This is a genomic window from Draconibacterium sediminis (genome assembly GCF_000949475.1).
Lineage (GTDB): Bacteria > Bacteroidota > Bacteroidia > Bacteroidales > Prolixibacteraceae > Draconibacterium > Draconibacterium sediminis.
This window is the reverse complement of record NZ_JRHC01000007.1, coordinates 35,386-61,412: the sequence shown is the minus strand read 5'-3', so window position 1 is coordinate 61,412 and position 26,027 is coordinate 35,386. Positions and strand designations below refer to the sequence as shown.

Below are 26,027 nucleotides of genomic sequence, written 5' to 3'. Positions count from 1 at the left end.
GGGGAAAAGACAAGCCCGGAGTTTGAGTATTTCATCGAACTTCGGGCTTCTCTTTTTAAGCCAATCGGCATATCAGTATTTTGTTGAAACCCTTAACGCATTTTCGGCTTTTTTACTTCTTTAAACGATTTTGAAATATAGTCCCAGTAATCTACATGGAACTTGATGCTCGATTTTCCGAGGATATCGTGGTAGCTTGCCGGCTTATCTTCAGGATGGAAAATCTTCAGCCCCATATCTTCGTACAATGCCGAAACTTCAGGGTGAAACTGTACGGCAAAAACATGTGGGTATGTGCTGTGCGCAACTCCTTCAATAATTTTTCCGTCGGGCGACAAACAGGTTACTTCCAAACCTTTCCCCAGCTTTTCGATGGCCTGGTGGTGACTGCTGTAAATGCGCGGTGTAGCCTTTTTCGACACTTTTATGGTTTCTCCAAAAAACGGGTTGTCGGTAAATTGTATAGTGTGCAGGTTAATGCCCATAAACAATGAATCTTCTTCAATTAACTGCCAGTAGTTGCGGTGCATATTGGCACGGCCAATGGAAACGGTTTCTTCGGGCGTTTCGGCATTATAAACCTCAGCAGGAATGTCCTGGATCAAAGTTCCGCCTGTGCCCACATTCATGGTTTGCATGCCCAGGCAAAACCCTGTTACCACATAATCGGGCCGCTCGGCAAGGAAGGGTTTAAAGGACTCGTTTTGATAGCCTCCCAGCAAATGAAACATAAAAGTGGCTTCGTAATAATGCCGGGCCGGAGTGTATACTCCCGACTTTGTATTTTCTTCGCCATAAATGGCCGGAGGAATATCGGCACCACCAAAAAAGATAATCCCGATTGAGTTATCGAAAACCTTTTTCAGCTGGGCTGTAACATCGTTTTCCTCGTACAAATTTGTCTCGTTAAGCTCGCCCGTAATTTCGTGCAGATAAAAATTATTGAGCCCGTTTTCGTTGATGTAATCTTGCGTTTTTGTGTAATCGCTTTTCTGTTTTTCGTAATAAACACCAACAAATTTTACCTTGTTCTTTTTTACTTTCAGAATACTGTTCTCAGTAAAGTATTGAATGGTTTTTATGCGATTAACAGTGGGATCACAAAGAATAATGTACTTTTTGCGGGTATTAAAGTCGGTATCGAAAAATTGTTGTGCAAATGAATTGCATACCAGCAGAAATGCAAACAGAAGTAAAAGCAGCTTTTTCATGAAATAATATTAATTTATTTTTTTTTGACCAGAGTTTTTCAACACCAAAATTAAAAGATTAACACTTCCAACAATGCTTTGAACAAGGTATTTAAATAAAACATAATTTAGGCACTACTCCTCCTATAAACTTTGTACATTTGTCTAATCATATAAAAAGAAAAAAGGTTATGAAGTTCAATTTTAAATCATCTTACCTGGTATTGGGTGCTGTTGTGTTAATTGTTTTGCTGCTTTTTGGCGGCCGCATGTTTAAAATATTAAAGCCGGGTGAAAAGGCTGTAATTTTTAAGCCTTACACCACTGGTTTGGATAAGGATAATATTTTTGGTGAGGGATTCCATATTATAGCTCCATGGAACGAACTGGAGGTATATAATGTGCGCGAACAACAGCGCGATGAAACAATGGATGTGCTCGACAAAAACGGACTTTCTGTTAATGTGGATGTTACCGTACGTTTTAATCCATCGTACAGTAAAATTGGATTTTTGCACGAGCAGTTTGGAGTTAACTTTATCAATGTGTTGGTTATTCCCGAAGTTCGGTCATCTGTACGTCAGGTTGCCGGTCGTTATACTGCCGAAGAAATTTATTCTACAAAAAGGGCAGAAGTGGAGCAGACAATCATTACAGAAACAAAAAAAGCATTAAGTGCAAACTTTATTGATATGCGTGCTTTGTTAATCCGGTCGATTAATCTACCCGCTCAGATAAAAGGTGCAATTGAAAATAAATTGCAGCAGGAACAGGAAGCGTTAGCCTACGAATTCCGTTTGAAGCGAGAAGAGTCAGAAGCAGAGAGACGCAGAATTGAGGCTGAAGGTATTGCCAATTATAACCGCATTATTGATGCGAGTTTAACCGATGCTATCTTAACTCAGCGTGGTATTGAGGCAACAACATCGCTGGCCGAGTCGCCCAATTCGAAAGTTATCGTGATTGGTAGCGGAAAAGACGGACTGCCTATTATTTTAGGAAATAATTAGAAGCTTTAAATAAGTTAAAAAGCGAGCTGGTATTTACCGGCTCGTTTTGGTTAAAGAAATTTTATCAAAGCTAACTTGTTAACCCCTATCGTAACTTCGTTCCGATTGTCTCCGTCAGCTGACGGAGGACAGGAGCGCCGAAGAAGCGACAGGGGGTGAGATTGAAAATGTTAATTTATTAAGCATGAAAAAAATCAAAAATCCCTGGAAAGATCCTAAGAACATTGGCGAATACAATTGTTTTGCCTGTTCGCCATACAACAGTGCGGGCCTCCAGCTCGAGTTCTGGGAAGATGGTGAAGAGATTATTACAAAATGGAAGCCGGAGCGTAGTTACGAAGGCTGGATTGGTGTTTTACACGGTGGAATTCAGGCTACTCTACTCGACGAAATCGGTGGGTGGGTGGTTATGTTGAAACTAAAAACTGCAGGCGTTACCACTGATATGCAAGTGAACTATTTAAAGGCTGTGAAAGTTTCGAAAGGCGAAGTAACCATAAAAGGAAAACTGGTATCGCATGAAGGACGCACAGCAAAAATAAGCGCATCGTTATACGACGGTAGCGGTGAGGAGTGTGCAAATGCAGAGCTCTCGTACTTTGTTTTTCCTGAGAAAATAGCCAAAGCACGTTACCAGTACCCCGGTATTGAGGCCTTTTACGATTAATGGTTCTGCAGCCTCTGTCGTGCAGAAAAGTTGAACTAATATGAAAGGAGACTATTCTTCTTCGTCGTCGAATTCAGAAGTATAGTCTAACATATCGTCATCGTCATATTCATCGAACTCGTCGTAAATAGAATATTTATGTTTTGAACTTTTTTCACGGGAACCTCCGTGTTTCTTTTGTTTTCGGTCGAATTTGTCCAATTCGGGGTGTCGGGTTTTGTTCACTTTCTTTTTCATCACGTCAGCAAACCAATGTCATTAATTGTAAAACTGTTAGAATAATTAAATTTACGAAAGCAAAATAGAAAAAAAATAAATAAAACAATTCATTCGTTTATTATTTTTCGCAAATTGTATTTTTATACGAAAGTATTTGTAATATGTTATCAATGAGTAGATTAAAAAATATTCTATTTTTAGTAATCTGTGGAATGTGCTGGATTGGCACATTGGCACAAGATAATAAGCGTTCAGATAAGCTGTTTGAAGAGGCCAGAAAGTACTATGTGGAAGATAGTTACCCGGCAGCAATTGAGGCTGCTGACAAGATTTTACAGAAAGATCCGGAGTACGCACCGGCGCATCTTCTTTTGGCTGAAATTTATAAAGATATCGACTCATCGCGGCTGGAAATAAAGCACTTGACAAAAGCCGTGGAGCTGGATGATAATCCGCTTATCGATTTCAGACTAGGGGAAGCTTTTTACAAACTGGGAATGTATTCTGAAGCACTCAGTTTCTACGAAAAATATACAGAAAATAAAAATATCCCGGAGAAACGACAGTTTCTTTTGGCCTGTAAAATAGCCAGTTGTCGTTTTGCCATAAACAGCATCGAGAATCCCGTGGCGTTTGAACCCACTAATTTGGGCGATGAAATAAACACCGCCAACGATGAATACTGGCCAACACCTTCGTTAGATGGAAAACATCTGGTGTTTACCCGATTGATGAAAGACGGTGGCCGGCCACAGGAAGACTTTTTTATGGCCGAAATCGATTCATTCAATTGGGACAACGCCGTGCCAATGAGCGGTGTAAATACATCAGATAACGAAGGGGCGCAAACATTGTCGGCCGATTCAAAAATACTGTTCTTTACCGCCTGTAACCGTGAAGACGGATTGGGAAGTTGCGATATTTATTTCTCGCGGTTGCTTGAAGGAAAGTGGACTGAGCCGAAAAATGCAGGCACGCCGTTAAACACTTCGTCCTGGGAGGGACAACCTTCGTTGTCGTCGGATAACCGTTTCCTGTATTTCTCAAGTAACCGAACAGGGGGAAAAGGACAAAAAGACATTTGGCGAATTGCTTTTAACGGTTTTTCTGCCGAAGGCGCACCGCAATGGGGAAAGCCTGAAAACTTGGAGGCGCTGAATACTTCAGGCGATGAGATTTCACCGTTTATTCATGCCAATAACCATAACTTTTACTTTGCTTCCGATACACATGTTGGTATGGGAGGACTTGATTTGTTTACCGCCGAAATAAACGAAAACGGAAAGGTGGAGAACCTGAAAAATATGGGCTACCCGATAAACACCTACAAAGATGATATGGGCCTGACTATTAGCTCGATTGGTGATATTGCTTATTTCTCGTCGGCAAGAGAATCGGATAACGGGCTTGATATTTTTTCGTTTAACCTCGATCGTGGTTTGCAACCGCGACCTGTTACTTACATCAAGGCAAAAGTTACAAACAAGACAAGCAAACAGCCGGTTATGGCCGATATCGAACTGCTTAACCTGAATTCAGCTGTAAGTGAGCCGCGCATCGAAAAGGCCGATGAAAATGGCCAGATTATGCTGGCATTGCCTGTTGGACGCAATTATGCATTTAATGTTTCGGAAGATGGGTTTATGTTTTACTCACAATCCATGCGTTTGGCGGATGAGAATTCCTTAACTGATCCTTTTATTCTTAATATTGAATTGGAGCCGATAGAAGTTGGAGCCGAAATGGATTTGCACAACATTTATTACGAAACCGATTCGTTTGCTATTCTTTCCGAGTCGGAGCCGGAACTTCAGAAACTCGTTGACTTTTTGAAAAACAACGGTGGCTTAAAAGTCGAAATTCAGGGACATACCGATAGTTCGGGTAATCCGGAAAGTAACCTTGAACTTTCGAAATTAAGGGCAAAATCGGTGGTTGACTACCTCGTTGAAAATGGTATTCCAGGCGGTCGTTTGCAATCGGAAGGTTATGGCGATACAAAAGCTGTAGCTACCAACGAAACAGTTGAAGGACGCAGGTTAAACCGTAGAACAACGATTAAAATTATTGCAAAATAAAGTTTTTTGGGTACCACCTTTGTTAGTTGTTTCATTTGTCTAATTTTATGGTGTATACCAAAAAACTGATAAATGAAACAACTACTTTGTACCGCATTCTTATTGGTGTGTATTGTTTTCACCGCTTCTTCGCAAGAAAATTATCTCAATCAATGGCCATCGTTTCGCGGACCTTTTGCCAAAGGTTTTGTTGAAAATGTAAAAACAGTTAGTAGCTGGAATGTTGAAACCGGAGATAACGTTCTCTGGAAAACTCCGATACCCGGCTTAGGTCATTCCAGCCCGGCAATTTGGGACGATAAAATTTTCATTTCAACAGCTGTAAGCTCTTCGGGTGATAATGAGGTAAAAATAGGTTTGTACGGCGATGGCGATGCCGTGGAAGATGAATCTGTTCATGAATTTAAATTGTATTGTCTTGATAAAAATTCAGGCAAAATCGTTTGGGAAAAGCTGGCCACTAAACGCGTTCCCAAGGTAAAACGTCATACAAAAGCATCGCACGCCGATGGTACACCGGCAACCGATGGTAAACACGTTGTTGTGTTCTTTGGCTCAAACGGCTTGTTCTGCTACAACATGAATGGTGATTTGGTCTGGCAAAAAGACTTCGATAAAATGAATGCAGGACCTTACAATGCTCCCGAACTGGAATGGGGATTTTCAAGTTCTCCAATAATTCATAACGATAAAGTCATCGTTCAATGTGATTATTTAGGCGATTGTTTTCTGGCTGCCTACGAAGTAAATACCGGGGAAGAAATATGGAAGACAGCCCGTGAGGAAGTTTCAACCTGGAGCTCTCCAACGGTGTTTGAGAAAGATGGAAAAACACAGGTTGTGGTAAACGGCTGGAAACATATGGGAGGTTATGATTTTGAAACCGGAGAAGAAATTTGGAAAATGAGCGGTGGGGGCGATGTTCCTACACCAACACCGGTGATTGCCAACGATTTGATATTTATTAATAACGCACATGGCCGCTATTCGCCAATTTATGCCGTTAAAACCGATGCAACCGGCGACATAACACTCGGGGAAAATGAAACAGAGAACGAAAGCATAGTCTGGAGTATAAAACGTGGTGGCGCGTATATGCAAACGCCACTTATTTATGATGGCTATTTATACAATCTACAGGGAAATGGTTCGCTAAGTGTGTTTCAAGCGAGCACCGGCGAGTTGATGTATAAAGAGAGCCTTGGATCGGTTGGTGGTTTTACGGCTTCGGGTGTGGCCGCTAACGGGCAGGTGTATTTGTGTTCCGAACAGGGGGATGTATTTGTTGTTAGGGCAGGGCCGGATTTTGAGATTCTGCAACACAATAAAATGAATGACGTGGTTATGGCTTCTCCCGCAATTAGTGGCGATGTTCTGTATTTCAGAACCCAAAAATCAGTGTTCGCTATAGGAAATAAATAACAGGAGGTTTTTTCCGATTATGGTCAAGGTGTATTATTTCCGGTAAGGCCAATTAATATGCTTATATAAAAATTTCGTGGATTTCCCGGATAATAATAGCGCGGCGCATTGCCACCAAACGATGGGGCATTAACAGCCAGCATTGAGGCATAATGAATATCAAATATATTTTGAACGCCTCCGCGTATATCAAATTTAAAGTTATCCTTTTTTCCCTCGTACCTGATTTCGGCATTGGTTAAACCAAAGGCATCGGAGAAAGTAGAATTGGCATCGTCAACAGGCATTTCTCCGTTGTAACGATACCAGCCGTTTATTGATATATTTCTGATGGGTATCAGCGTTGCGCCAATACTAAAAGTTTCTTTTGTAGTTCCGGGTAAAAGATTGCCTGAATAATCGTTCCCTAAATTTACAAAATCGTTAAAATGATAGTTGGCCAAAGTGGCGCTTCCATATAAGGTTAGCAGGGGATTTCTATTGTGTGTAATGGTTACCCAGGTAAATTCGGTTTCAAAACCCGGATGTACCGATTGGCCGGCATTAACGCCTACGTAGGCATCTTCGCCGGTGCGGTGCGCCACAAGCAGATTGTCGATATAAATACGGTAGTAACTGGCCGATAGTTTAAACCGGTTGGTAATCTGGGTTCTGAATCCGGTTTCAAAACTCCATCCCGATTCCGGTTTTATCTCAGGATTAATGCTGCCTTCGGGCATCAGCGTTTCTTCGAAGCTTGGCGTTGAAAATCCGTGACTGACATTTGCAAAAACGGAATTCTCGTGATTTAGAAGAACATTAACACCCAAACGAGGCGACAAAACCGGTTTGTAATTTCGGTTGCCGGACTGGTCGCCATTTTCGGTAAAATGATCGGTGTATTTAAAACGTGTGAGGTTACCATTCAGCCCGGCAGAAACAAAAACACGCTCTTTAATATTTGATTCCAGCTGAACAAAGAGATTCTCGTATTGCCGTTTTTCCCTGTTATCCGAAAGCAGCTGGTCGTTATCGTTGTTAAAAGTCTGCCAGTCGTAAGTTTCGCGGAACATTTCAGCTCCGGTTGTCATTACCAGTCGAAACTCTTCGGTGGCAATAACTTTTTGAATGTAAGCGCGCCAGCCGATATAATCTGATGACTCTTTCAGTCTATTAAACGGACGCAATTCATCCAACTCGCGGATGCTTCCGAAAACGCCAACTGATATTTTGCCATCATTAAGCGTAAAACGATTAAACGAAGCGCCAAACTGCGAGTTCGTATATTCTTCAAATCCTTTTATTGAAGCCCAGTTTTGTGCCGCACTTTCCGGATTGTTTTCATAGGTATCCAAATCGAGCGAACTCGGTATATAACCTTTCATTTTTGTGGCTTTTACCAAAAACTGAAGGTTCGATTTATCTGAGAAATTGTAAATCGAATTAATGAGCAGGTTGCCCCGGTTTGTCGAATTGTTTTCGCGGTAGCCATCGCTCGACAGCAAAGCTCCAAGTGTGTAAATTTGTAACTTATTTGCACTAACTCCGGCCGACAGCGTGTTTTTAAACGTTACGAACGAAGCCACTGTAGTTTTGTTCTGAACAAAATCCTTCACAACCGATTTTGGATGAAAGAGCAACACGCCGGCAAGCCCGGCACCGTATAAGCTCGATGAAGGGCCTTTGATTACTTCAACGCGTTGAATAGCAGAGTTCTCAAGGTCTTCCAGCACAGTTTCACCATCGCCGGTAGTTAATGGTATTTCGCCAAAGTAAGCCTTTATTTTGTTGGTGCCATATGGTGTGCGCGAGCCAATTCCGCGAATTGTTAAGCGGTTGGTATTAAATGTGCCATGGTGCATCAAAATGCCGGGAATGCGGTTCAGTGCATCGATGGGCGTAAGTGCATCGCCCGACTCCAGTTGTTCGGGTTGCAGTAAATTAACCGGCGCCGGTGTGTTAAAAATATTGTACGGCGAACGAAATGCGGTAATGGTAATTTCCTCAATCTGGTCACTAAGTGGTGTTGTATCCTGCCGGGTGGATGGTAATTGCGCATACAGCACCGCTGAAGGAATAAATCCGGAAATGATCAAAAAGATCAGAAATGTACACCATCTCGTTTTCATCACACGCTTTTTTTGTTCTCAAACCAAAGTTAACAAAAAGTAAGCAATATTTTAGGCCGTAAAAATGTGTGAAAACGAAATGGTGATATTTGCGTCTTTTCTGGTTATTCGCTTCGTTTAAACGCTTATCTTTTTTAAACCCAACAGAAAATCTTCTTTAATGCTGGCGCCCAGTCCCGGTGTTTCGGTAATGGTAATTTTGCCTTTCTCGCCATAAAGAATACCTCCTTCAACCGGATCTTCTTCCATCATTAGCGGCGTATCAAAATCGTAGTAAACAATATTCTTTGACGAAAGAGCAAAATGGGCTGCTGCCGTAAATCCCAACCGTGTTTCGAGGAATCCGCCAACCTGAATTTCCATTTTTGCAGCCTTGGCAAATTCAACAATTTTCAGTGCTTTAAATATACCGCCCGATTTGCTAAGTTTAATATTAATAAGGTCGCAGGCATACAGATCGATCAGTCGTTTTGCATCGATATGGTCGCAGCAGGTTTCGTCGGCCATTATCGGAATAGGGCTGAACCGCCTTATTTCAGGCAGGGCCATGTAATCCCAACGAGGAATGGGCTCCTCGCAATGTTGTATTTTGTAAGGAGTTAACGCCTTTAAAATGTCCAGTGCTTCTTCGGTTTTCCATCCCTGGTTGGCATCTATACGGATCGGGATTTTCGGGCCAATTGCTTCACGTATTTTTTTTATGCTTTCCACATCCTGTTCTTTCGAGTGGCCCAGCTTTACTTTTATAATCTCAAAGCCATTGTCGATTATGCGTTTGGCATCGGCAGCCATTTTTTCAGGATTGGTAAGACTTACCGTATAGTCAATTTGTATTTCCTTGTTATTTTGTCCACCAAGGAATTGATAAAGTGGCACACCGGCCTTTTGTGCTGAGATGTCATACAACGCCATATCAAAAGCACTTTTTATGCTTGAATTGCCATAAATAGTTTTGTCCATTGCATGTGTGCATGCCTCAATGTCTTCCGGGTTTTCCCCTTTTAAAACCTGGGCCAGATACTGACCGACAATAAAACAGGTTTCCATGCTTTCGCCGTTAATAGTCATAAACGGACTGCATTCGCCAAAGCCTGTAATACCATGGTTTGTGTGAATAACGACGATCACATTCTGGGCGTGATACATGGGGCCTAATGAAATAACAAAAGGTTCTTTTAATTTGATGGGAGATTGGTAGATATCAATCTTGTCGATTAGATGTTTCATTGTAAAAGTGCAGTTTTTTACAAAGTTGATAAATCTTTTTAAGGAATTTGTATGACAAATAATATATTTTAATCGATTAACAAAATAATTAAGATTGAATGATGCTGATCAGCGAATAAAAAGGGGAGACTACAGAAAAAAAAGCCCGTCAGAAAAGCTGACGGGCAGGTAGTTTTGGACTATAGATTTTTTAATCTAAACTTGTTAAAAACGCATCGCGCTCCTTCAGGAATTCGGATAAACGCTCAATAGGGTCGCGTGTTATCGCTACTCTTCCCGAACGGATAAACTGCATCACCTTAAACTGGTTTAGCTCTTCGAAAAGCGCTTGTGTATCTTCCTTATGACCGGTCTTTTCAATTACCACGTAGTCTTTAGTAATTTCCAGAATACGGGCACCTGCTTTACGCACGATTTTTTCAATGGTATCACTCTCGTAAATCGGCTCGATGGGAACTTTATACAAAGCAATTTCCTGGAAGATCATTTCATCGTTGGTGTGATAAAAAGCTTTTAATACATCAATTTGCTTTTCAATCTGGCTAACCAGTTTTATGGCCATAGCTTCGGTACAGTGCACCACTATTGTAAATTTAAAAATGCCATGCAATGCCGACTCTGATACGGTAAGACTGTCGATATTTGTTTTTCTGCGTGTGAAAACGTTTGTGATCCTTGTCAAAAGACCAATGTGGTTTTCAGAATAAACTGTAAGGATATATTCTTTTTTCATTTTTTTACTTTTTTCGTTATTCAAGTTACGAATTTAAGGCTCTAAAATTACATCGGAAACTGATGCACCCGTTGGAACCATCGGGAACACATTGTCTTCTTTCTCAATTTTCACCTCCAGCAAATAAGGCCCGTCATGGTCGAGCATTTTTTGGATACTTGCATCCAAATCCTCGCGTTTGTCAACGGTGTGGCCGTTAATACCAAATCCTTTACCGATGGTAATAAAATCAGGATTATGCAATTCTGTAAATGAATAGCGTTTGTCGAAGAATAGTTGTTGCCATTGCCTTACCATTCCTAAGAAATTGTTATTCAGCAACATGATTTTTACCGGCAACTTGTTCTGTGCAATTGTGCCCAGTTCCTGAATTGTCATTTGGAAACCACCATCGCCAACCACTCCAACAACAGTACGTTCCGGTGCTCCAAGTTGCGCTCCCATGGCAGCCGGCAAACAAAATCCCATTGTTCCCAAACCTCCGGAGGTTACGTTGCTTCGTGATTTTTTGAATCCGAAATAACGCTGAGCGATCATTTGGTGCTGACCAACATCGGTAACAAGAATAGCCTCGTTATTCGTTTTTTCAGAAACTATTCTGATGGCTTCTCCCATCGTTAAACCTTGTTTTGTTGGGTAAAGGTCTTTCTGAATAACCTTTTCGTTTTCAATGGCATCGCATTTTTTAAATTCGTTATGCCAGCTTTCGTGTGTATTGGGATTTACATTGTCGATAAGCATTTTTAATGCTTTTTTTGCATCGCCCAATACGGCCACGTCTGTTTTAACGATCTTATCAATTTCAGCCGGATCTATCTCAATGTGAATGATCTTGGCCTTTTTGGCGTATTCGCTAACCTTGCCGGTAACACGGTCGTCAAAACGCATTCCTACAGCAATAATCAGGTCGGCTTCGTTAGTGAGTTTATTCGGGCCATAGTTTCCGTGCATACCCAACATTCCAACATTTAGTCGATGGTCGGTTGGCAGCGCAGAAAGACCCAATAAAGTCCAGGCTGCCGGAATTCCTGTTTTTTCGATAAAAGCTTTTACTTCTTCTTCGGCATTGCTGAGAATAATTCCCTGGCCAACCAACAGCATTGGTTTTTTAGCTTCGTTTATTAACTCGGCAGCAGCTTTTATCTGGTGCGGATCAATATTGGTTTCCGGCACATAACTGCGAATTTTTTTACATTTCTCGTATTTGTATTCCAGTTCGCCAAATTGTGCATCTTTAGTCACATCAATTAAAACCGGACCAGGACGACCTGTTGTGGCAATATAAAATGCCTGTGCCATTACTTCAGGAATTTCTTCCGGAGTAGTTATCTGGTAATTCCATTTGGTAACCGGTATTGACATACCCACAATGTCCGATTCCTGGAAAGCATCGGTTCCAAGCAGTGGCGCGGCTACTTGTCCGGTAATACATACAAGCGGAGTTGAATCGATCATTGCATCGGCGATCCCTGTCATCAGGTTAGTGGCACCAGGGCCTGAGGTCGCAAAAACAATTCCTGGTTTGCCGGTGACGCGGGCATAGCCCTGGGCTCCATGAATGGCTCCCTGTTCGTGGCGGGTTAAAATATGTTTTACCTCTTTGTCAAAATCATACAACGCATCGTAAACGGGCATAATTGCACCGCCTGGATACCCAAAAATGGTATCCACCCCTTCTTCCATAAGCGACAGGATCAATGCTTGTGAACCGGTAACTTTTTTTGCTGTCATATTGTCTATTTTTTTAGGCCGGCGCTGTTAACCGGCTATCTGTTTGTTCTTTGTTTTATTCTTTCTATCTCAATTAGTCTATTAATCTTACTGCGCCCATATCGGCCGATGAAACAAGGCTTGCATAAGCTTTTAGCGCTTTCGATACATTACGGACCCGATTTGCAGGTTTCCATGCTTTTGCTCCTTTGGCCTCTTCTTCGTCGCGGCGTTTTTGCAATTCTTCATCAGAAATTACCAGGTTAATAGAACGCTCGGTAATATCGATCGCAATTTTATCGTTGTTGCGAATTAGTGCAATTGCACCGCCACCTGCGGCTTCTGGTGAAACGTGCCCGATTGACAATCCCGAAGTTCCACCCGAGAAACGTCCGTCGGTAATCAGTGCACAGTGTTTATCCAGTTGCATCGATTTCAGGTACGAAGTAGGGTAGAGCATTTCCTGCATGCCCGGGCCTCCTTTTGGTCCTTCGAAACGAATTATAATCACATCTCCTTTTTGAACTTCATCGCCAAGAATGCCGTTAACTGCATCATCCTGAGAATCGAAAACTTTTGCTGTTCCGGTGAACTTGAAGATCGATGGATCAACACCTGCAGTTTTTACAATACATCCTTTTTCGGCGATGTTACCAAACAGAACAGCTAATCCGCCGTCTTTGTTGTAAGCATTTTCAAAATCGCGTATACAGCCGTTGGCACGGTCATCGTCCAGTTCTTTGTAAAAGCTTTGTTGCGATCCCATAACCAGGTTTCTACCTCCGCCCGGTGCCGATTTGAATCGGTTAATAGCATCTTCGGTAACGGTATCGCGTTTGATATCGTATTCGGCAATAGCTTCACCCAAAGTCCTTCCATCGATGCGCGAAACGTTGGTTTCCATCAAACCACCGCGTTCCAGTTCTCCTAAAATAGATAGGATTCCGCCGGCACGGTTTACATCCTGAATATGATAATGACCGTTAGGCGCAACTTTACACAAGTTAGGTGTAATGCGCGAAAGCTCGTTAATATCGTTCATGGTAAAGCTTACTTCGGCTTCGTGCGCTATGGCCAGCAGGTGAAGCACCGTGTTGGTTGATCCACCCATGGCAATATCGAGTTTCATGGCATTTAAAAAGGCATCGCGCGAACCGATACTTCTTGGAAGTACCGAATCGTCGCCTTCGAAATAATAGGCTTTTGTTGCTGCTATAATCTTTTGTGCAGCTTCTTCAAAAAGTTTTTTTCTGTTGGCGTGTGTGGCTACAATTGTTCCGTTTCCGGGAAGCGCCAAACCAATCGCTTCGGCCAGACAGTTCATCGAGTTTGCAGTGAACATTCCCGAGCACGATCCGCAGGTGGGACAAGCGTTTTCTTCCACCTTTTGAACATACGAATCTTCAATTGTTGTATCGGCAGCCATAACCATGGCATCAACAAGGTCGAGGAATTTATCGTCAACTTCGCCGGCTTCCATTGGTCCGCCCGAAACAAATACTGCCGGAATATTCAGTCGCATAGCGGCCATCATCATTCCCGGAGTAATTTTATCGCAGTTCGAGATACATACCATTGCATCCACTTTGTGTGCATTACACATATATTCTACACTGTCGGCAATCACATCGCGCGAGGGAAGCGAATATAACATCCCATCGTGGCCCATTGCTATACCATCGTCGATGGCAATGGTGTTAAATTCAGCAGCAAAATAGCCTTCTTTTTCGATTAAACTTTTTACATACTGGCCAATTTCGTGTAAATGAACATGCCCCGGAACAAATTGTGTGAACGAGTTAACAATTGCAATCAAAGGTTTCCCGAAGTGTTCTTCTTTCATTCCGTTAGCTCTCCAAAGGCTGCGTGCCCCGGCCATTCTTCGGCCCTGCGTGGTTGTGTTGCTTCGTAATGTGTTATGCATACTTTTTTGTCTTTTTCTGTCTGTAATAACATTAAAAAAGCCTTTCTCTGTTTTGAGAAAGGCTTATAAATATCTTTAGTATCTATACAAATTAATGGCCTTTCTCAGTGTTTCCAAGAATGACAACGAGTAGGACAATAATATTGATAGATAAAATTCTCATTTGCTTTTGTAATGTAGAAGCAAATGTAAAAATTATAATTTATTATCAAAACGAATTGAAATCAAAATCTCGAAATTTGAACGAATTTTAAAGATATTTGAAGATTTACTTCTGAATTGTAATTGTTTTCGCTGTAAATCTATCAATTTTTCCCGCAAATTTAAGAAGTGTATTTTGAATGATTTTATTAATTTCAGGCTTTGCAATAAACGCGATCATAAAACTAACAATGAGCCTACGGTACCATTTAATATACTTTGTCGGTTTGCTATTTCTATTCTCCTGTGTGTCAAAACCCAATGGGGAATTTTCAAAGAATAATAATCCGGTAAAAATATATCCCGATTACACTGAAGTTATAATTCCGGTAAATATTGCTCCTCTGAATTTTTTAGTAGAAGAAGCGGGAGATGCTTATTATCTGTCTATTTCGGGAGAAAAGGCAGGGAGTATAGCCGTTTCATCGCGGGATGGTCAATTTCGATTTTCAGAAAAGAAATGGAAAAAACTTCTTGGAGAAAACCTGGGAGCAAAAATCAGCTATCAAATTTCAGTAAAAAAGGAGGGCAAGTGGATTCAGTATCCTGCTTTCAGCAATACTGTTTCTTCCGAAAAAGTTGATCCGTTTTTGTACTACCGTTTGTTATATCCGGGGTATGAAAGCTGGACAGAACTGAGCATTGTTCAACGGAGTCTTGAGAGTTTTAAGGAAAAGACGGTGATTCAAAATAATGTTGTGGGGCAAAACTGTGTTAACTGCCATGCTTTTAATAACCGGAATGCGGATGATTTTATGTTCCACATGCGTGGTAATTTGGGTGGTACTTATTTTGTCGAAGATGGAGATTTGAAAAAAGTGAACCTGAAAACCAAAGAAATGCAAAATGGCGCAGTGTATCCGCGTTGGCATCCGTCGGGGAAATATGTTGCTTTTTCATCCAATAAAGTGGTTCAGCAGTTTCATGCCATGGAAAACAAAAAAATCGAAGTTTCAGATTTGAACTCTTCACTGGTGCTGTACGATGTTGATAAAAATGAAATAATGAAGGTACCTGTTGATCCGGAAAAACAATTTATGGATACTTATCCGGAGTGGTCGGCTGATGGCCGGTTTTTATATTTCTGTCGGGCGGCTCAAATTGCCGAGAATTACGATTACCGGGATATAAAGTATGATTTGTATCGGGTGGCGTTTGATCCTGAACAGCGAAAATTTTCGGCCCCTGAGTTGGTTTTCGACGCCGCAACATTGGGGAAGAGCGTTTCTTTTCCACGAATAGCACCGGCCGGAAACGTGTTGATCTTTACCTTACACGACTATGGTTGTTTTTCGATCTGGCACAAAGAGGCTGATCTGTATTCAATTGACCTGGGGAATTTGCAGGTGGAAAAATGTGGAAACAACAGCGATTTTACCGAGAGTTACCACAGCTGGTCGTCGAATAGTAAATGGTTGGTATTTAGCAGTAAACGTGGCGACGGATTAACTGCCCGCCCGTATATTTCGTTTGTTGATGAAAACGGTGTGACAAGCAAACCTTTTGTGTTGCCGCAGAAAGATCCCGGATTTTACAGGGAATTTGTAAAAACATTTAATATCCCTGAGTTTGCCAAAACGGATGTTGAACTTACTCCGGGTGAAATTCGTGAAACTGCCGGAAAAGAAGCCATACAAGCGCAATGGGCAACTAACTAAACCAATTGAAATGAATTCAGTTCCAAATAAAACCAAAACAATTACCCGCTTTGTCCCAGCAGGGTTACTGTTTCTGTTCGCCACAGTTTTTCTGTATAGTTTTACGGACTATATTTTCTTTTACCAGGAGAAATCATCCTTATTTCAAACCGGTTTTTCTTTTCTGCAACAGCATTTAGACAGGCCGGGCGGTATTCTGGAGTACCTGGGGCAGTTGCAAATTGCCTTCTATTATTATCCTTTGGTTGGAGCATTGATTGTGAGTGCTCAATTAGTACTAATTATTTGGTTAATCTCCGGAATAGGGAAAAAATTAGGTGCAGAAAATTTCCTGTTTCTGCCATTTTTAACGGGAGCCCTATTATTTTATCTGCAAACCAATTACCAGTATCAGGCAATAAATAACCTGGGAATTTTAGTTCAGCTACTTTTATTTGTTGGATTAATTCAGAGCAATCCCAAATATGAGTGGTGGGTGGTAATTCTGCTTCCCGCTATATACTTTTTATTTGGTAGTTTCTCTGTTCTGCTCCTGGGTATTACAACTGTATACTTTCTGTTACAAAAAAGTTGGGTGAAGCCGGCATTGAGTTGGATCAGCCTTGCGATTTTCTTTTGGATCGGAAAAGAATTCTTGTTTTTCTATACCACTGACTCGCTTTTGGTATTTCCGTTTTCGGCTACCACTATTGGGGGACAGGTTGTTCTATTCGGTTTGGCAGTTTTATTATTGCTGTTCGTACCTGTATTTGCCAAAATCAGAATTAATCTAATCGAGCGGATAAAAATCAGACAATTAAAATTGGCCATGTTTTCTCCGTATTTGATTTTGGCTTTGCTCGCTGTGGTTGCTTTTCAGAATATTGATGAGAAGAGTAAACACTACTTTTATGCCGAGAAGCTATTTTACGAGCAGAAATATGATGAGCTGATTCGTTATAATTATGACCAGCCTACCAACAACAAACTAACGCTGTTTTTAAATAATGTGGCTTTGGCCGAAACCGGACGTTTGGCTGATTCTTTTTTTAAATTCAGGCAAAGTGACGATGGAAGTACGCTGTTTTTGAAATGGCAAAATATTAATCAGTTTATACGATTAGGTGGATATTACTATTATGCCATTGGTGTGATAAACGAGGCGCAGCGTTGGGCATACGAATACACGGTAATATATGGCTACACGCCCGAAACACTAAAAATGCTGATTAAAACCGAACTTATAAAAGGCAATTATAAAACAGCTGAAAAATACATCTCGATTCTTGACCGATCGTTGTTTTATAAGAATGAGGCACACCATTTCAGAAAATTTCTGAACGATGATGCTGCCGTTTGGAGCGACAAGGAATTGGGAAAAAAGAAGCAACAGGATAGTAATCCCGATTTTTTTGTAAAAAGCGATATGCCCTGGTTAAACCTGCTGCCTGTATTAGATGCTGATTCGAATAATCCGATAGCCTTGCAATACGAACTGTCGTGGTTGATGTTGCAGAAAGATATGAAAGGAATTGTTGAATTGTTGCCGGCCCTGGAAAATGCGGGCTTGAAAAAGATTCCTAAAAATGTTGAAGAAGCTGTTGTAACTTACAAATTATTGCGGGTGGGAGAGATGCCTGAGCTACAACAGTTGCAAATTGATCCTGAAACCGAACAACGTTTTCAAAGGTATTACCAAATATATCAGCAAACCCGGTCGAACAAAGGAAAAGCTCAGATTGCCCTTCGTGAGTTTGCTGATACGTACTGGTATTATGTTTTTTTCAATTAACGGTTTGCGTTACTTGAATTTTATTGAATCTTGCTTGATATTATTGCGATTTTAAAAGCTCATCGTTGTTTTTAAATAACAACATAAAGGCAACTACCAAAACCACAGAACTTAGTGTGGATATTCCCCAGATTGCATTCCAGTTATAGCCTGCCTCGCTTTTAAAATTGGCTATTAATTCGCTGCAAATAAAGTTTCCAACCAAAAGGCCGGCACCAAATGTTACCAGGAAAATAAAACCTTGTGCTTGTGATTTTAATTCGGCAGGTGCTTTTTTATCGATGTAAATCTGGCCGCCAACATAAAAGAATCCAAATATCAGTCCGTGAATCAATATTCCGATATAATACATCCAGCTTTGGTTGATAATACCACCGGCATAAAACGAAAAGTAGCGCACTGTTAAGGCAATCAGGCCAAAAATCATCACTTTACGTAAGCCAAACTTTTTAATGGCCGGCGGAACCAATAGTAAAAATCCCATTTCGGCCAGCACGCCCCAGTTCATTGTAACTGAAATGTATTTTGTATTAATATTCAGCAGAAACTCGGAAAAGAACGAGTAGTACATTGAAAAGGGAATTAATGACAGGAAGGAAAAGATGATAAAAAGGGCGAAATTTTTATCGCGCATTAACTCAACTGTTCGCAATCCAAAAGCATCAATTATCGAACCTTTTTTGCCTTTGGCCGGAGGTGGAGTATTAGGCAATGTAAGATTAATAAATACGGCTATTATACTTACACCGGCGCCGCAATAAAACGGTATGTTTGTTCCGTCGAAATCGAGGCCCAAAAAGCGAATAAAAATTACACTAAAAATACCGGATGCCACCCAGCCGATAGAGCCAAACACCCTTATTTTGGGGAACTGTTCAGACGGAAGGTGCGCCATTGCAATAGAACTGGTTAAACTCCAACTGGGCATGTATCCCAACATGGCAATAAGCAGGAAAATAAATAGTAAATCCGGTTGATTGGTGGTTCCGGCAAGTAATAACATTACGGCATTCAGCAAGTTTAACGTTGCCAGTACTTTTTGTCCGGGGAAAAATCGATCAGCCAGCATACCAACAACTGGTGAAACGAGGCAGCCAATAGCCATTGAACTTAAAATCATCGATTTTTCGAAACTGCTAACATCGAGGTTGGTTAAATAAGCAGCAAGAGGAACCCACCATACAGCATACATCATGTATTGGAGGAGCATCATAAGGGACAGTTTTATTCTAATCATGACAATTGGATTTTAGGCAATGGGCAAATGCCAATGCATAGGTTTTAGCAATACTATTAATTTGAGAACCGTTAACCTCTGTAGGTTCAAATAAGCTTAAGTGAATGTTGGGCAAAATTCAGTTCGTATTATTCTAAAGTCCAGTTAATGAATTCTGTCTTTCTTATTGTGAAAAATACGAAATGAATAGGTACATATAAAAAGACCGGCTCGAGTTGCCGGTCTTTTAACTAATCAAACTATTAATTGTACCCAGGATTGTTGGTTAATTGTGGCGCCTTATTCATTTCACTACGTGAAATTGGTTGCCAGTATGCTTCTTCCGAAAATAGCCTTTCATCAGCAGTAACTGATTTGTCGTAATTCCAGATAGTTCCATCGTTAAAATGATAAATTCTCATAGGATTCGCATCAACAATTACGTCTTCAACAATCATCCATTTCCGCATCATATAGTAACGGTCTCCTTCACCAAAGAACTCAATCTGTCTTTCGTGACGGTACCATTCGCGGGCCTGGGCCTGATCTGTTGTTACGCGGTCAGGTAATCCTGCACGATTACGTACCATGTTTAGTGCGTTTATTCCTTCTTCAACTTCACCAAGTTCAATACACGCTTCCGCATAGTCCATCACCACTTCGGCATACCTGAATTCAATCCAGGTGTTTCTGTTTTGATAAAACTGACCGGCAATATCTTCTTCGCAATATTTTTTAACGTAGTATCCAACTTTAGTTCCATTCCACGATTCGATTAATCCCTGACGTGTATCTAATCCGGGAGTATAACCGTCAGTAGTACTATTAATAAATGCTTCGATATTGGTTCTAAAAGTGGTTTGATCCAATCCAACATAGGCTGACATACTTGTTCCAAGTTTATAACCTGTTTGAATCAAACCTGTTGGATCAATTCCCGCGGCATCACTTGGTCTGGGCTGCCATTTCGCTCCATCAAATAATACTGTAGCATAAAAGCGTGGTTCTCTGCCAATATATGGATTCATCTCAGGATCGGTAGCTAATTCGTCAGTGGTTGCTACCCTGAAAATTTCATCTCCAGGATTGTATTTATCCCAGTCGAATGGTGTTCCATCAGCCATTTCAAACTTACGAACTACAGGTTCCAGCGGATTGTTGTTTCCCCAGTTGTGGTATCCGTTTGGTCCCCACCATTGGTTTTGTCTGATACGGTTACCGTCTGCCTGGTTATGCTGAACTCCCCACATTACCTCATCATTCCATTCGCCTGTTTGAGTGAAGATATTAAAGAAATTATCCGAATAGGCTTTTGAATCTTCTTCAGACAAAGGCATTGGAGGATCGTCGGTTGAGCCTGTAAGTGCATATGTACCGTACTGCCCGTCCATTATTGCTTTTGCAATGGTTTTTGCATCGTTTAATAACGACTGGCGTGAAGTACTTTGGAAAGAAACCAAAGGATCCGAAGAGTAATCTCCATGCATTAATACGCCTGTTGACCAACTTAAAAGGCGTGATTTAAGTGCAGCGGCTGCTCCTTTTGTTGCACGTCCTTGTTCAATGTCATCTTTCATTGGTAATCCGGCAATAGCTTTATCTACATCAGCAAGGATAAAAGCCAGCGTTTCATCCAAACTTGCACGTGTAACTGTGCTAAAATCTTCATCGAGCTCAAAAGGAGAATCAATTAATATTAAGCCTCCATACGAACGCATTAAATTGGTGTAATCAAAAGCCCTGATAAAATATGCTTCAGCTTTAATTCTTGCTTTAAGATCTGCATCTGTCGAAACATTTTCAGGTACATTGTCAATATTAGCCAATAGAATATTAACGTTCTTGATATTTGAGTACAAAGGTTCCCATCGAATCCAGGCAAATCTGTTATTTCCGAAGTGCCCCAGCTCGTCAGGGCTCATGGTACCCTTAATATTTTTATACTCATTTGGCCGGTGTATACATAACATCTCATCTGTGGCGCCGGCCAACAGGTCTTCCCTTAATCCTAATGTGCCTGAGTTGTCCCAGTTGCTCCAACCTCCTCGGCCTCCAATAGCGTCGTAACATTTACCCAGATAGGCTTCTGTTAGGTTGATGTCGACAAAAACGGATTCCTCTGTAAATGAATCTACGGATTTTTGATCGAGAACATCGTCACATGATGTTGATACGAATATCAGCACCAGCATCAACAATGAATATTCTACTATTTTTTTCATATTCTTCATTTTTCAATATTCGTTAAATCATTAAAATGTAACTCTCACTCCAAGTGCAAATGTTTTTACAGCCGGATAAGTTAACGGCGCACCAATTTCAGGATCGAAGTTCTTTTGTGCAGCATAAATCAGGAACAAGTTGTTTCCTGCAAAATATACACTTGCACGTGATAAACCCACGCGCTGAACATAGCTAGAAGGAATAGTATAGGTTATTACGGCATTCTTCAAACGGCAGTAAGCCATGTTGTCGTAAAGGTAAGTACTGCGGTTACCACCATCTAGAGTCCAATAAAGGTCGCCTCGGTTATAAGCTCTTGCTACTGAAGCATCGGTATTTTCAGGAGTCCATCGGTCATCAAATTCCCACTGCATATAGTTACCTGCCTCACCGCGGCGTCCGTCGGCAATATTTAAACGGTAATACTCTCCCTGGCCCTGAGCCAATAACGAAAGGTTCCAGTTTTTATAAGTTAAATCCAGGTTTATACCGTAAAAAATTTGAGGAGCATCTGTTTTGTCCAGTAAGATTCTATCGTCACTGGTAATTTTACCGTCACCACTAACGTCTTCATAAATAACATCACCGGGTTGGGCACCTGTCCAGTGCGGATATGCGTCTACTTCTGCCTGGTCGCTGAAAATGCCTATAGCATTATAAAGCAAGGTGGCACCATAAGGATGGCCAGTACGTCTTTGCCATGGTACGGCTCTTTCCGGCTCGTCCATAAATACCACTTCGTTGTGATTGTATGCAATATTTCCCACCACATCAAGGCGGAAATCATTGTTAATGGTTTTGTGGTAACCGGCTTCAATTTCAAAACCCCGGTTATCAACTTCAGCTATGTTTTCATCAGGAAGTGCCAAACCTGTAAATCCAGGAACAGAGGCATCTCTTGGTGCTAAAATATCAGTACGTGTGCTGGAGAAAAATTCTCCGTTTAACGTAAACATATTGTCAAGTAATTGAGAGTCGAAACCAATATTGTAGGTGGTTTGTTTCTCCCAGGTAATGTTTGGATTTGCTACTCCTGCCTGCTGAACAACAGTTTCTACAACTTTACCGGTTCCTAAAGTCATACCAGTTGAAAGTTGGTACTTATTCATAAACTGGAATGCAGCACCAGGGTCCATACCCATTTTACCGTACGAGGCTCTTAATTTAAAATAGTTGATAAAAGCTAAATTCTCCATCCAGAAATTTTCTTCTGAAGCTCTCCAACCTACCAGAAATCCCGGGAAGTTACCCCAACGACTGTCAGGTGGGAATTTTAACGAACCATCGCGTCTGAATACAACTTCGGCGAGGTATTTACCTTTGTAACTATAATTTGCACGGCCGATAATTGATTTACGAGCATAGATTTCCATACTACCCCAGTTGTTTTTCTCGGCATCGGCACCAGCATCTAATGTTTGCACTACATCTGAAATATAATATTTACGGAATGCTCCAAACCAGTTACCATCGTCGGTTAATTGTTCGTAAGCACCAAATATTGAAAATGAGTGATCTCCAAATGTACGGTCGTAGTTTGCACTAACAATGCCTAACTTCCTAATGTTTCGGTCATAGTCTTCTACTAATTCAGGAGATGAATAACCACGGGGAGTAGGTGTTAATTCCATGCTTGTGATGAAACCTTCCGAATCGCGTACTGCGGTGTCCCATTTTGGAAAGTAAAGTGTCCATGGTTTACGGAACCGTTTCCGGTACCAGTTATCCACGTCATATGTATATTTACCACTGATGGACAATCCTTCAATCATAGGTGGTGCAATGGTGGCTTCAAAAGTAAGCTGGTTTCTGTACATGGTTTGGTCATCATAACCACCTTCGAATGTAGAAGTTACTACAGGGTTGTCACCATATTCGATATCCGGTCCTGGTTCTCCTGATGGCCAGAAAGACCATTGTGTTGGCACCAGCCTGGTAGCTTGTCCATATATACTTCCTGCACTTTTTGTTGGATACTTCTTCTTGTTCAGGAAGCCTGCATAATCAACACTTGTAGTTAACCAGTCATTGATTGGCAATTTCAATTTTGCACGAATATTATACTGCTTGTAATTCGTTGATTCCTGTTTGTAAATAGCTTCTTCGTTTTTGTAACCCATTGAAACGAAATAGTTCATTCCATTGGCTGTACCTCCCGATATGGAGAAATTATGTTTCGCTGTGGACGACCAGTCTTTTACAAGGTCACCCATCCAGTCACTGTTAGGGTGTTCCCATGGGTCGCGTCCGCTATAATATAAATCGATATCCTCATCGGAGTATGTTCTGGCTTTGCCTTCTGCATCCTGGTATTCACTCAACATGGTAGCATAATCACCTGCATTTAGAGCTTTAGGAAGAACCGTTGGAGCCATAAAACCCTGGTAAAATTGATAATTCATGGTTGGTTTTCCTAATTTACCTGATTTTGTAGTTACAAGGATAACACCGTTTGCTGCTTGTGCACCATAAATTGCAGCTGAGGCATCTTTAAGAACAGAGATGCTTTCAATGTCAATAGGATCGATTTCTCCCAGGTTTCTTCCCGGAATTCCGTCAACGACAACAAGTGGAGCAACATTTCCTTCATCTCCTAAAGTTGTACGACCACGAACTCTAATATTTGCTTGATTTTGTCCGGGCTCACCGGTAGGTTGAATTACCACGGCACCAGGTAGACGACCCGAAATTGCGTTTGAGACATCGGCAGCCGGAATGGATTCAATTTTATCTCCACTAACTGAAGTTACCGAACCAACAATGTTGGCTTTCTTTTGGGTAGCATAACCCACTGCAATAACTTCTTCAAGACCTATTGCTTCAGCTTCCAGGGTAACATCGATTGTGGCTCTGTTGCCAATGTTAACCTCCTGAGTTCTCATTCCAACAAATGAAAAAACCAGAACGTTGGCGTCAGCCGGAATGCCGGTTAAATTGTATTTACCGTCCATATCAGTTACAATACCAACGGTTGTTCCTTTTACGATTACCGATACACCAGGAAGAGGCAAACCTTCTTCGTCGATAACAGTACCCGAAATTGATTTTTCCTGAGGACTGGCGGAATTGGAATCAGTTTTTGCCTTGCTGGCTTCAGGATAAACAATAACTTGTCGGTCAATTACCTGGTAAGCAAGTTGGTGTTGTGGTAAAATCTCATCTAAAATTTCTTCAACACGTGCATCCTCAGTCGTTACCGAAACTTTTTGATTGTCGTTTACAACATCGTTGTTGTAAACAAACTTGAACTCGCTTTGATCAGCGATGGTTTGAAAGACCTCTTTCAGGCTGGCCTTTTTCATTTTTAAATCGAACTTAACCGATTCGGAATACGTGCTAGCCTGTACACTAACAACAATCGCCAGTAACAATGCCATAGTGACACCTGCTACGCGACGAAATTTTGTCAGCCATCCTGATGAACAGGAAAGCTTAGCATTAATGCATTTTTCCATACAATAATAGTTTAGTTTGTTAAACAATAAAATTTAGTTCACTTATCTCCGTAATTAATAATTGATCAGATTCTTACGGAGATTTTTAGTTTTGTTTTAATAGTTTATTTCTGTTCTGGATTTGTTTTTTTGATTCTATAATTATTCCGTTATTATTTATTTTGTATTCAAATGTTTTGGCCACACTCAGCAATTCGAGTATCCGTTCCAGCGATTCTTCTTCAAACTCTCCTGAATACTTCAGATTGCCTGTAACTGAGTCGGAAACAAAAATCCGTGTTTGAAAATGGCGCTCCAGTTTTTTCGAAATGCTAAACAAATCTTCATCGTAAAACCGCAATATTCCGTCGCGCCATTGTGCCGGTTTTCCCAAATCAGTGTGCAATAATTTCATTTTTCCGGTGCTGGTGTTGTAATAAGCACGATCGCCCGGATTTAAAATGGCAGTATTGTTATTTGTATTCGGATTTAGCTGAACTTTTCCTTCGTATAACGAAATCTCATGAATATCGTCGGTAGGGTAGGCTACCACATTAAAATGGGTTCCCAAAACCTTTGTTTTAAGGTTCGAGGTTTCAATAATAAAAGGTTTTTCGGCATCCGGTGCTACTTCAAAATAAGCTTCACCAAACAGGGTTACTTCTCTTTTGTCGCCAATAAATGGTTCGCTGGCAATTAACAACGACGAGGAGTTTAACCATACCTTGGTTCCATCGCTTAAGGTTACGGTCTTAATTTCTTTGGCTCTGCAGCTATACTGGTTTAATGTTGGGGCCTGCTTCTTTTCTATCAAATAGTTTATCGAAAAGGCCATCGATACGATTAATAATACAGAAGCTGCAATTCCGATCCATTTCCAGTTATTAGTTTTCGGACTTTGGTGATATGTGAATCCAAGCTTTTTTTCAGTTTGCTGTATTATGGAATGTTTTTTTGCTTTTGGGAAATATTTCCTCCAGAAGGTATTGGTGATGGAATAGCTTCGCGCAAGAGATTTATGTTTGTCCAACTCATTGTTAAGAAGTCCATCTTCTTCTTCGCTGATGGCTTCTGTTAGCTTTTTAACAATGAGCTCGTAGGTATTGTCTTTGTTCGTCATCTTTTGTCTTTCTACCTAAAAAGACGTTTGTAATTTATACTATACCTAATTCAACAATAAAAAAATTAATAAATACTACTCTTTATTTAAAATGGAAGGGAAAAACGTAATTACGC

Annotated in this window: 17 protein-coding genes; 6 read left to right on the top strand and 11 right to left on the bottom strand. The window is 41.0% G+C overall.

The annotated features are described in order from the left end of the window. Positions 1–92: 92 nt before the first annotated feature. Positions 93–1,211: a gamma-glutamyl-gamma-aminobutyrate hydrolase family protein gene (locus tag LH29_RS20860; RefSeq protein ID WP_045033277.1), complete on the bottom strand. Its 1,119-nt coding sequence runs from the start codon at positions 1,209–1,211 to the stop codon at positions 93–95. A 170-nt stretch (positions 1,212–1,381) separates the two neighbouring features. On the opposite strand from LH29_RS20860, the gene LH29_RS20855 reads away from it, so the two are divergent. Both LH29_RS20855 and LH29_RS20850 read left to right on the top strand, forming a co-directional pair. Beyond that, complete coding sequence (locus tag LH29_RS20855; RefSeq protein ID WP_045033276.1) at positions 1,382–2,200, top strand: prohibitin family protein; 819 nt, start codon at positions 1,382–1,384, stop codon at positions 2,198–2,200. A gap of 184 nt (positions 2,201–2,384) precedes the next feature. After that, positions 2,385–2,867, top strand: a complete 483-nt coding sequence (locus LH29_RS20850; RefSeq protein WP_045033275.1) for a PaaI family thioesterase — start codon at positions 2,385–2,387, stop codon at positions 2,865–2,867. 51 nt (positions 2,868–2,918) lie between these two features. On the opposite strand, the gene LH29_RS20845 is transcribed toward LH29_RS20850, so the two are convergent. Then, the gene (locus LH29_RS20845; RefSeq protein ID WP_157493783.1) at positions 2,919–3,092 is read right to left on the bottom strand and encodes a hypothetical protein; all 174 of its coding nucleotides are present in this window, start codon (positions 3,090–3,092) and stop codon (positions 2,919–2,921) included. A gap of 164 nt (positions 3,093–3,256) precedes the next feature. Between LH29_RS20845 and LH29_RS20840 the strand changes: the two genes are divergently transcribed. Continuing rightward, positions 3,257–5,164, top strand: a complete 1,908-nt coding sequence (locus LH29_RS20840) for an OmpA family protein (protein ID WP_198152538.1) — start codon at positions 3,257–3,259, stop codon at positions 5,162–5,164. Between the two features lie 72 nt (positions 5,165–5,236). Next, positions 5,237–6,586 (top strand): outer membrane protein assembly factor BamB family protein, encoded by a 1,350-nt coding sequence (locus LH29_RS20835; protein ID WP_045033272.1) that lies wholly within the window; start codon positions 5,237–5,239, stop codon positions 6,584–6,586. A gap of 23 nt (positions 6,587–6,609) precedes the next feature. On the opposite strand, the gene LH29_RS20830 is transcribed toward LH29_RS20835, so the two are convergent. The 5 genes from LH29_RS20830 to ilvD all read right to left on the bottom strand — a co-directional run bounded on the left by LH29_RS20830 (position 6,610) and on the right by ilvD (position 14,288). Next, the gene (locus LH29_RS20830) at positions 6,610–8,694 is read right to left on the bottom strand and encodes a TonB-dependent receptor domain-containing protein (RefSeq protein WP_045033271.1); all 2,085 of its coding nucleotides are present in this window, start codon (positions 8,692–8,694) and stop codon (positions 6,610–6,612) included. A gap of 117 nt (positions 8,695–8,811) precedes the next feature. Further along, positions 8,812–9,921, bottom strand: a complete 1,110-nt coding sequence (locus tag LH29_RS20825; protein WP_045033270.1) for a mandelate racemase/muconate lactonizing enzyme family protein — start codon at positions 9,919–9,921, stop codon at positions 8,812–8,814. Positions 9,922–10,111: 190 nt separating this feature from the next. Further along, positions 10,112–10,654, bottom strand: coding sequence for an acetolactate synthase small subunit (gene ilvN, locus LH29_RS20820; protein WP_045033422.1), 543 nt, complete (start codon positions 10,652–10,654; stop codon positions 10,112–10,114). Between the two features lie 33 nt (positions 10,655–10,687). After that, the gene (gene ilvB, locus LH29_RS20815) at positions 10,688–12,385 is read right to left on the bottom strand and encodes a biosynthetic-type acetolactate synthase large subunit (protein WP_045033269.1); all 1,698 of its coding nucleotides are present in this window, start codon (positions 12,383–12,385) and stop codon (positions 10,688–10,690) included. A 73-nt stretch (positions 12,386–12,458) separates the two neighbouring features. Further along, positions 12,459–14,288 carry a dihydroxy-acid dehydratase gene (ilvD, locus tag LH29_RS20810; protein ID WP_045033268.1) on the bottom strand — a complete coding sequence of 610 codons (1,830 nt, stop codon included), beginning with the start codon at positions 14,286–14,288 and terminating at the stop codon, positions 12,459–12,461. A gap of 392 nt (positions 14,289–14,680) precedes the next feature. Between ilvD and LH29_RS20805 the strand changes: the two genes are divergently transcribed. Continuing rightward, positions 14,681–16,147 (top strand): TolB family protein, encoded by a 1,467-nt coding sequence (locus tag LH29_RS20805; RefSeq protein WP_045033267.1) that lies wholly within the window; start codon positions 14,681–14,683, stop codon positions 16,145–16,147. A 10-nt stretch (positions 16,148–16,157) separates the two neighbouring features. Continuing rightward, positions 16,158–17,918, top strand: a complete 1,761-nt coding sequence (locus LH29_RS20800; protein ID WP_045033266.1) for a DUF6057 family protein — start codon at positions 16,158–16,160, stop codon at positions 17,916–17,918. 40 nt (positions 17,919–17,958) lie between these two features. Here LH29_RS20800 and LH29_RS20795 read toward each other — a convergent pair whose 3' ends face one another. The 4 genes from LH29_RS20795 to LH29_RS20780 all read right to left on the bottom strand — a co-directional run bounded on the left by LH29_RS20795 (position 17,959) and on the right by LH29_RS20780 (position 25,911). Beyond that, complete coding sequence (locus LH29_RS20795) at positions 17,959–19,155, bottom strand: MFS transporter (RefSeq protein WP_045033265.1); 1,197 nt, start codon at positions 19,153–19,155, stop codon at positions 17,959–17,961. Between the two features lie 242 nt (positions 19,156–19,397). After that, entirely contained in the window at positions 19,398–21,356 is a 1,959-nt protein-coding gene (locus LH29_RS20790; protein ID WP_198152537.1) for a RagB/SusD family nutrient uptake outer membrane protein, read from the bottom strand. 30 nt (positions 21,357–21,386) lie between these two features. Beyond that, entirely contained in the window at positions 21,387–24,812 is a 3,426-nt protein-coding gene (locus LH29_RS20785; protein ID WP_082063887.1) for a TonB-dependent receptor, read from the bottom strand. An 85-nt stretch (positions 24,813–24,897) separates the two neighbouring features. Then, positions 24,898–25,911: a FecR family protein gene (locus tag LH29_RS20780; RefSeq protein WP_045033263.1), complete on the bottom strand. Its 1,014-nt coding sequence runs from the start codon at positions 25,909–25,911 to the stop codon at positions 24,898–24,900. Positions 25,912–26,027 lie beyond the last annotated feature (116 nt).

What these genes read in the sequence shown, in the direction of transcription:
- LH29_RS20860 (WP_045033277.1), bottom strand. Translation starts at nt 1,211, where the DNA reads ATGAAAAAGCTGCTTTTACTTCTGTTTGCATTTCTGCTGGTATGCAAT.
- LH29_RS20855 (WP_045033276.1), top strand. Translation starts at nt 1,382, where the DNA reads ATGAAGTTCAATTTTAAATCATCTTACCTGGTATTGGGTGCTGTTGTG.
- LH29_RS20850 (WP_045033275.1), top strand. Translation starts at nt 2,385, where the DNA reads ATGAAAAAAATCAAAAATCCCTGGAAAGATCCTAAGAACATTGGCGAA.
- LH29_RS20840 (WP_198152538.1), top strand. Translation starts at nt 3,257, where the DNA reads ATGAGTAGATTAAAAAATATTCTATTTTTAGTAATCTGTGGAATGTGC.
- LH29_RS20835 (WP_045033272.1), top strand. Translation starts at nt 5,237, where the DNA reads ATGAAACAACTACTTTGTACCGCATTCTTATTGGTGTGTATTGTTTTC.
- LH29_RS20830 (WP_045033271.1), bottom strand. Translation starts at nt 8,694, where the DNA reads ATGAAAACGAGATGGTGTACATTTCTGATCTTTTTGATCATTTCCGGA.
- LH29_RS20825 (WP_045033270.1), bottom strand. Translation starts at nt 9,921, where the DNA reads ATGAAACATCTAATCGACAAGATTGATATCTACCAATCTCCCATCAAA.
- ilvN (WP_045033422.1), bottom strand. Translation starts at nt 10,654, where the DNA reads ATGAAAAAAGAATATATCCTTACAGTTTATTCTGAAAACCACATTGGT.
- ilvB (WP_045033269.1), bottom strand. Translation starts at nt 12,385, where the DNA reads ATGACAGCAAAAAAAGTTACCGGTTCACAAGCATTGATCCTGTCGCTT.
- ilvD (WP_045033268.1), bottom strand. Translation starts at nt 14,288, where the DNA reads ATGCATAACACATTACGAAGCAACACAACCACGCAGGGCCGAAGAATG.
- LH29_RS20805 (WP_045033267.1), top strand. Translation starts at nt 14,681, where the DNA reads ATGAGCCTACGGTACCATTTAATATACTTTGTCGGTTTGCTATTTCTA.
- LH29_RS20800 (WP_045033266.1), top strand. Translation starts at nt 16,158, where the DNA reads ATGAATTCAGTTCCAAATAAAACCAAAACAATTACCCGCTTTGTCCCA.
- LH29_RS20795 (WP_045033265.1), bottom strand. Translation starts at nt 19,155, where the DNA reads ATGATTAGAATAAAACTGTCCCTTATGATGCTCCTCCAATACATGATG.
- LH29_RS20790 (WP_198152537.1), bottom strand. Translation starts at nt 21,356, where the DNA reads ATGAAAAAAATAGTAGAATATTCATTGTTGATGCTGGTGCTGATATTC.
- LH29_RS20785 (WP_082063887.1), bottom strand. Translation starts at nt 24,812, where the DNA reads ATGGAAAAATGCATTAATGCTAAGCTTTCCTGTTCATCAGGATGGCTG.
- LH29_RS20780 (WP_045033263.1), bottom strand. Translation starts at nt 25,911, where the DNA reads ATGACGAACAAAGACAATACCTACGAGCTCATTGTTAAAAAGCTAACA.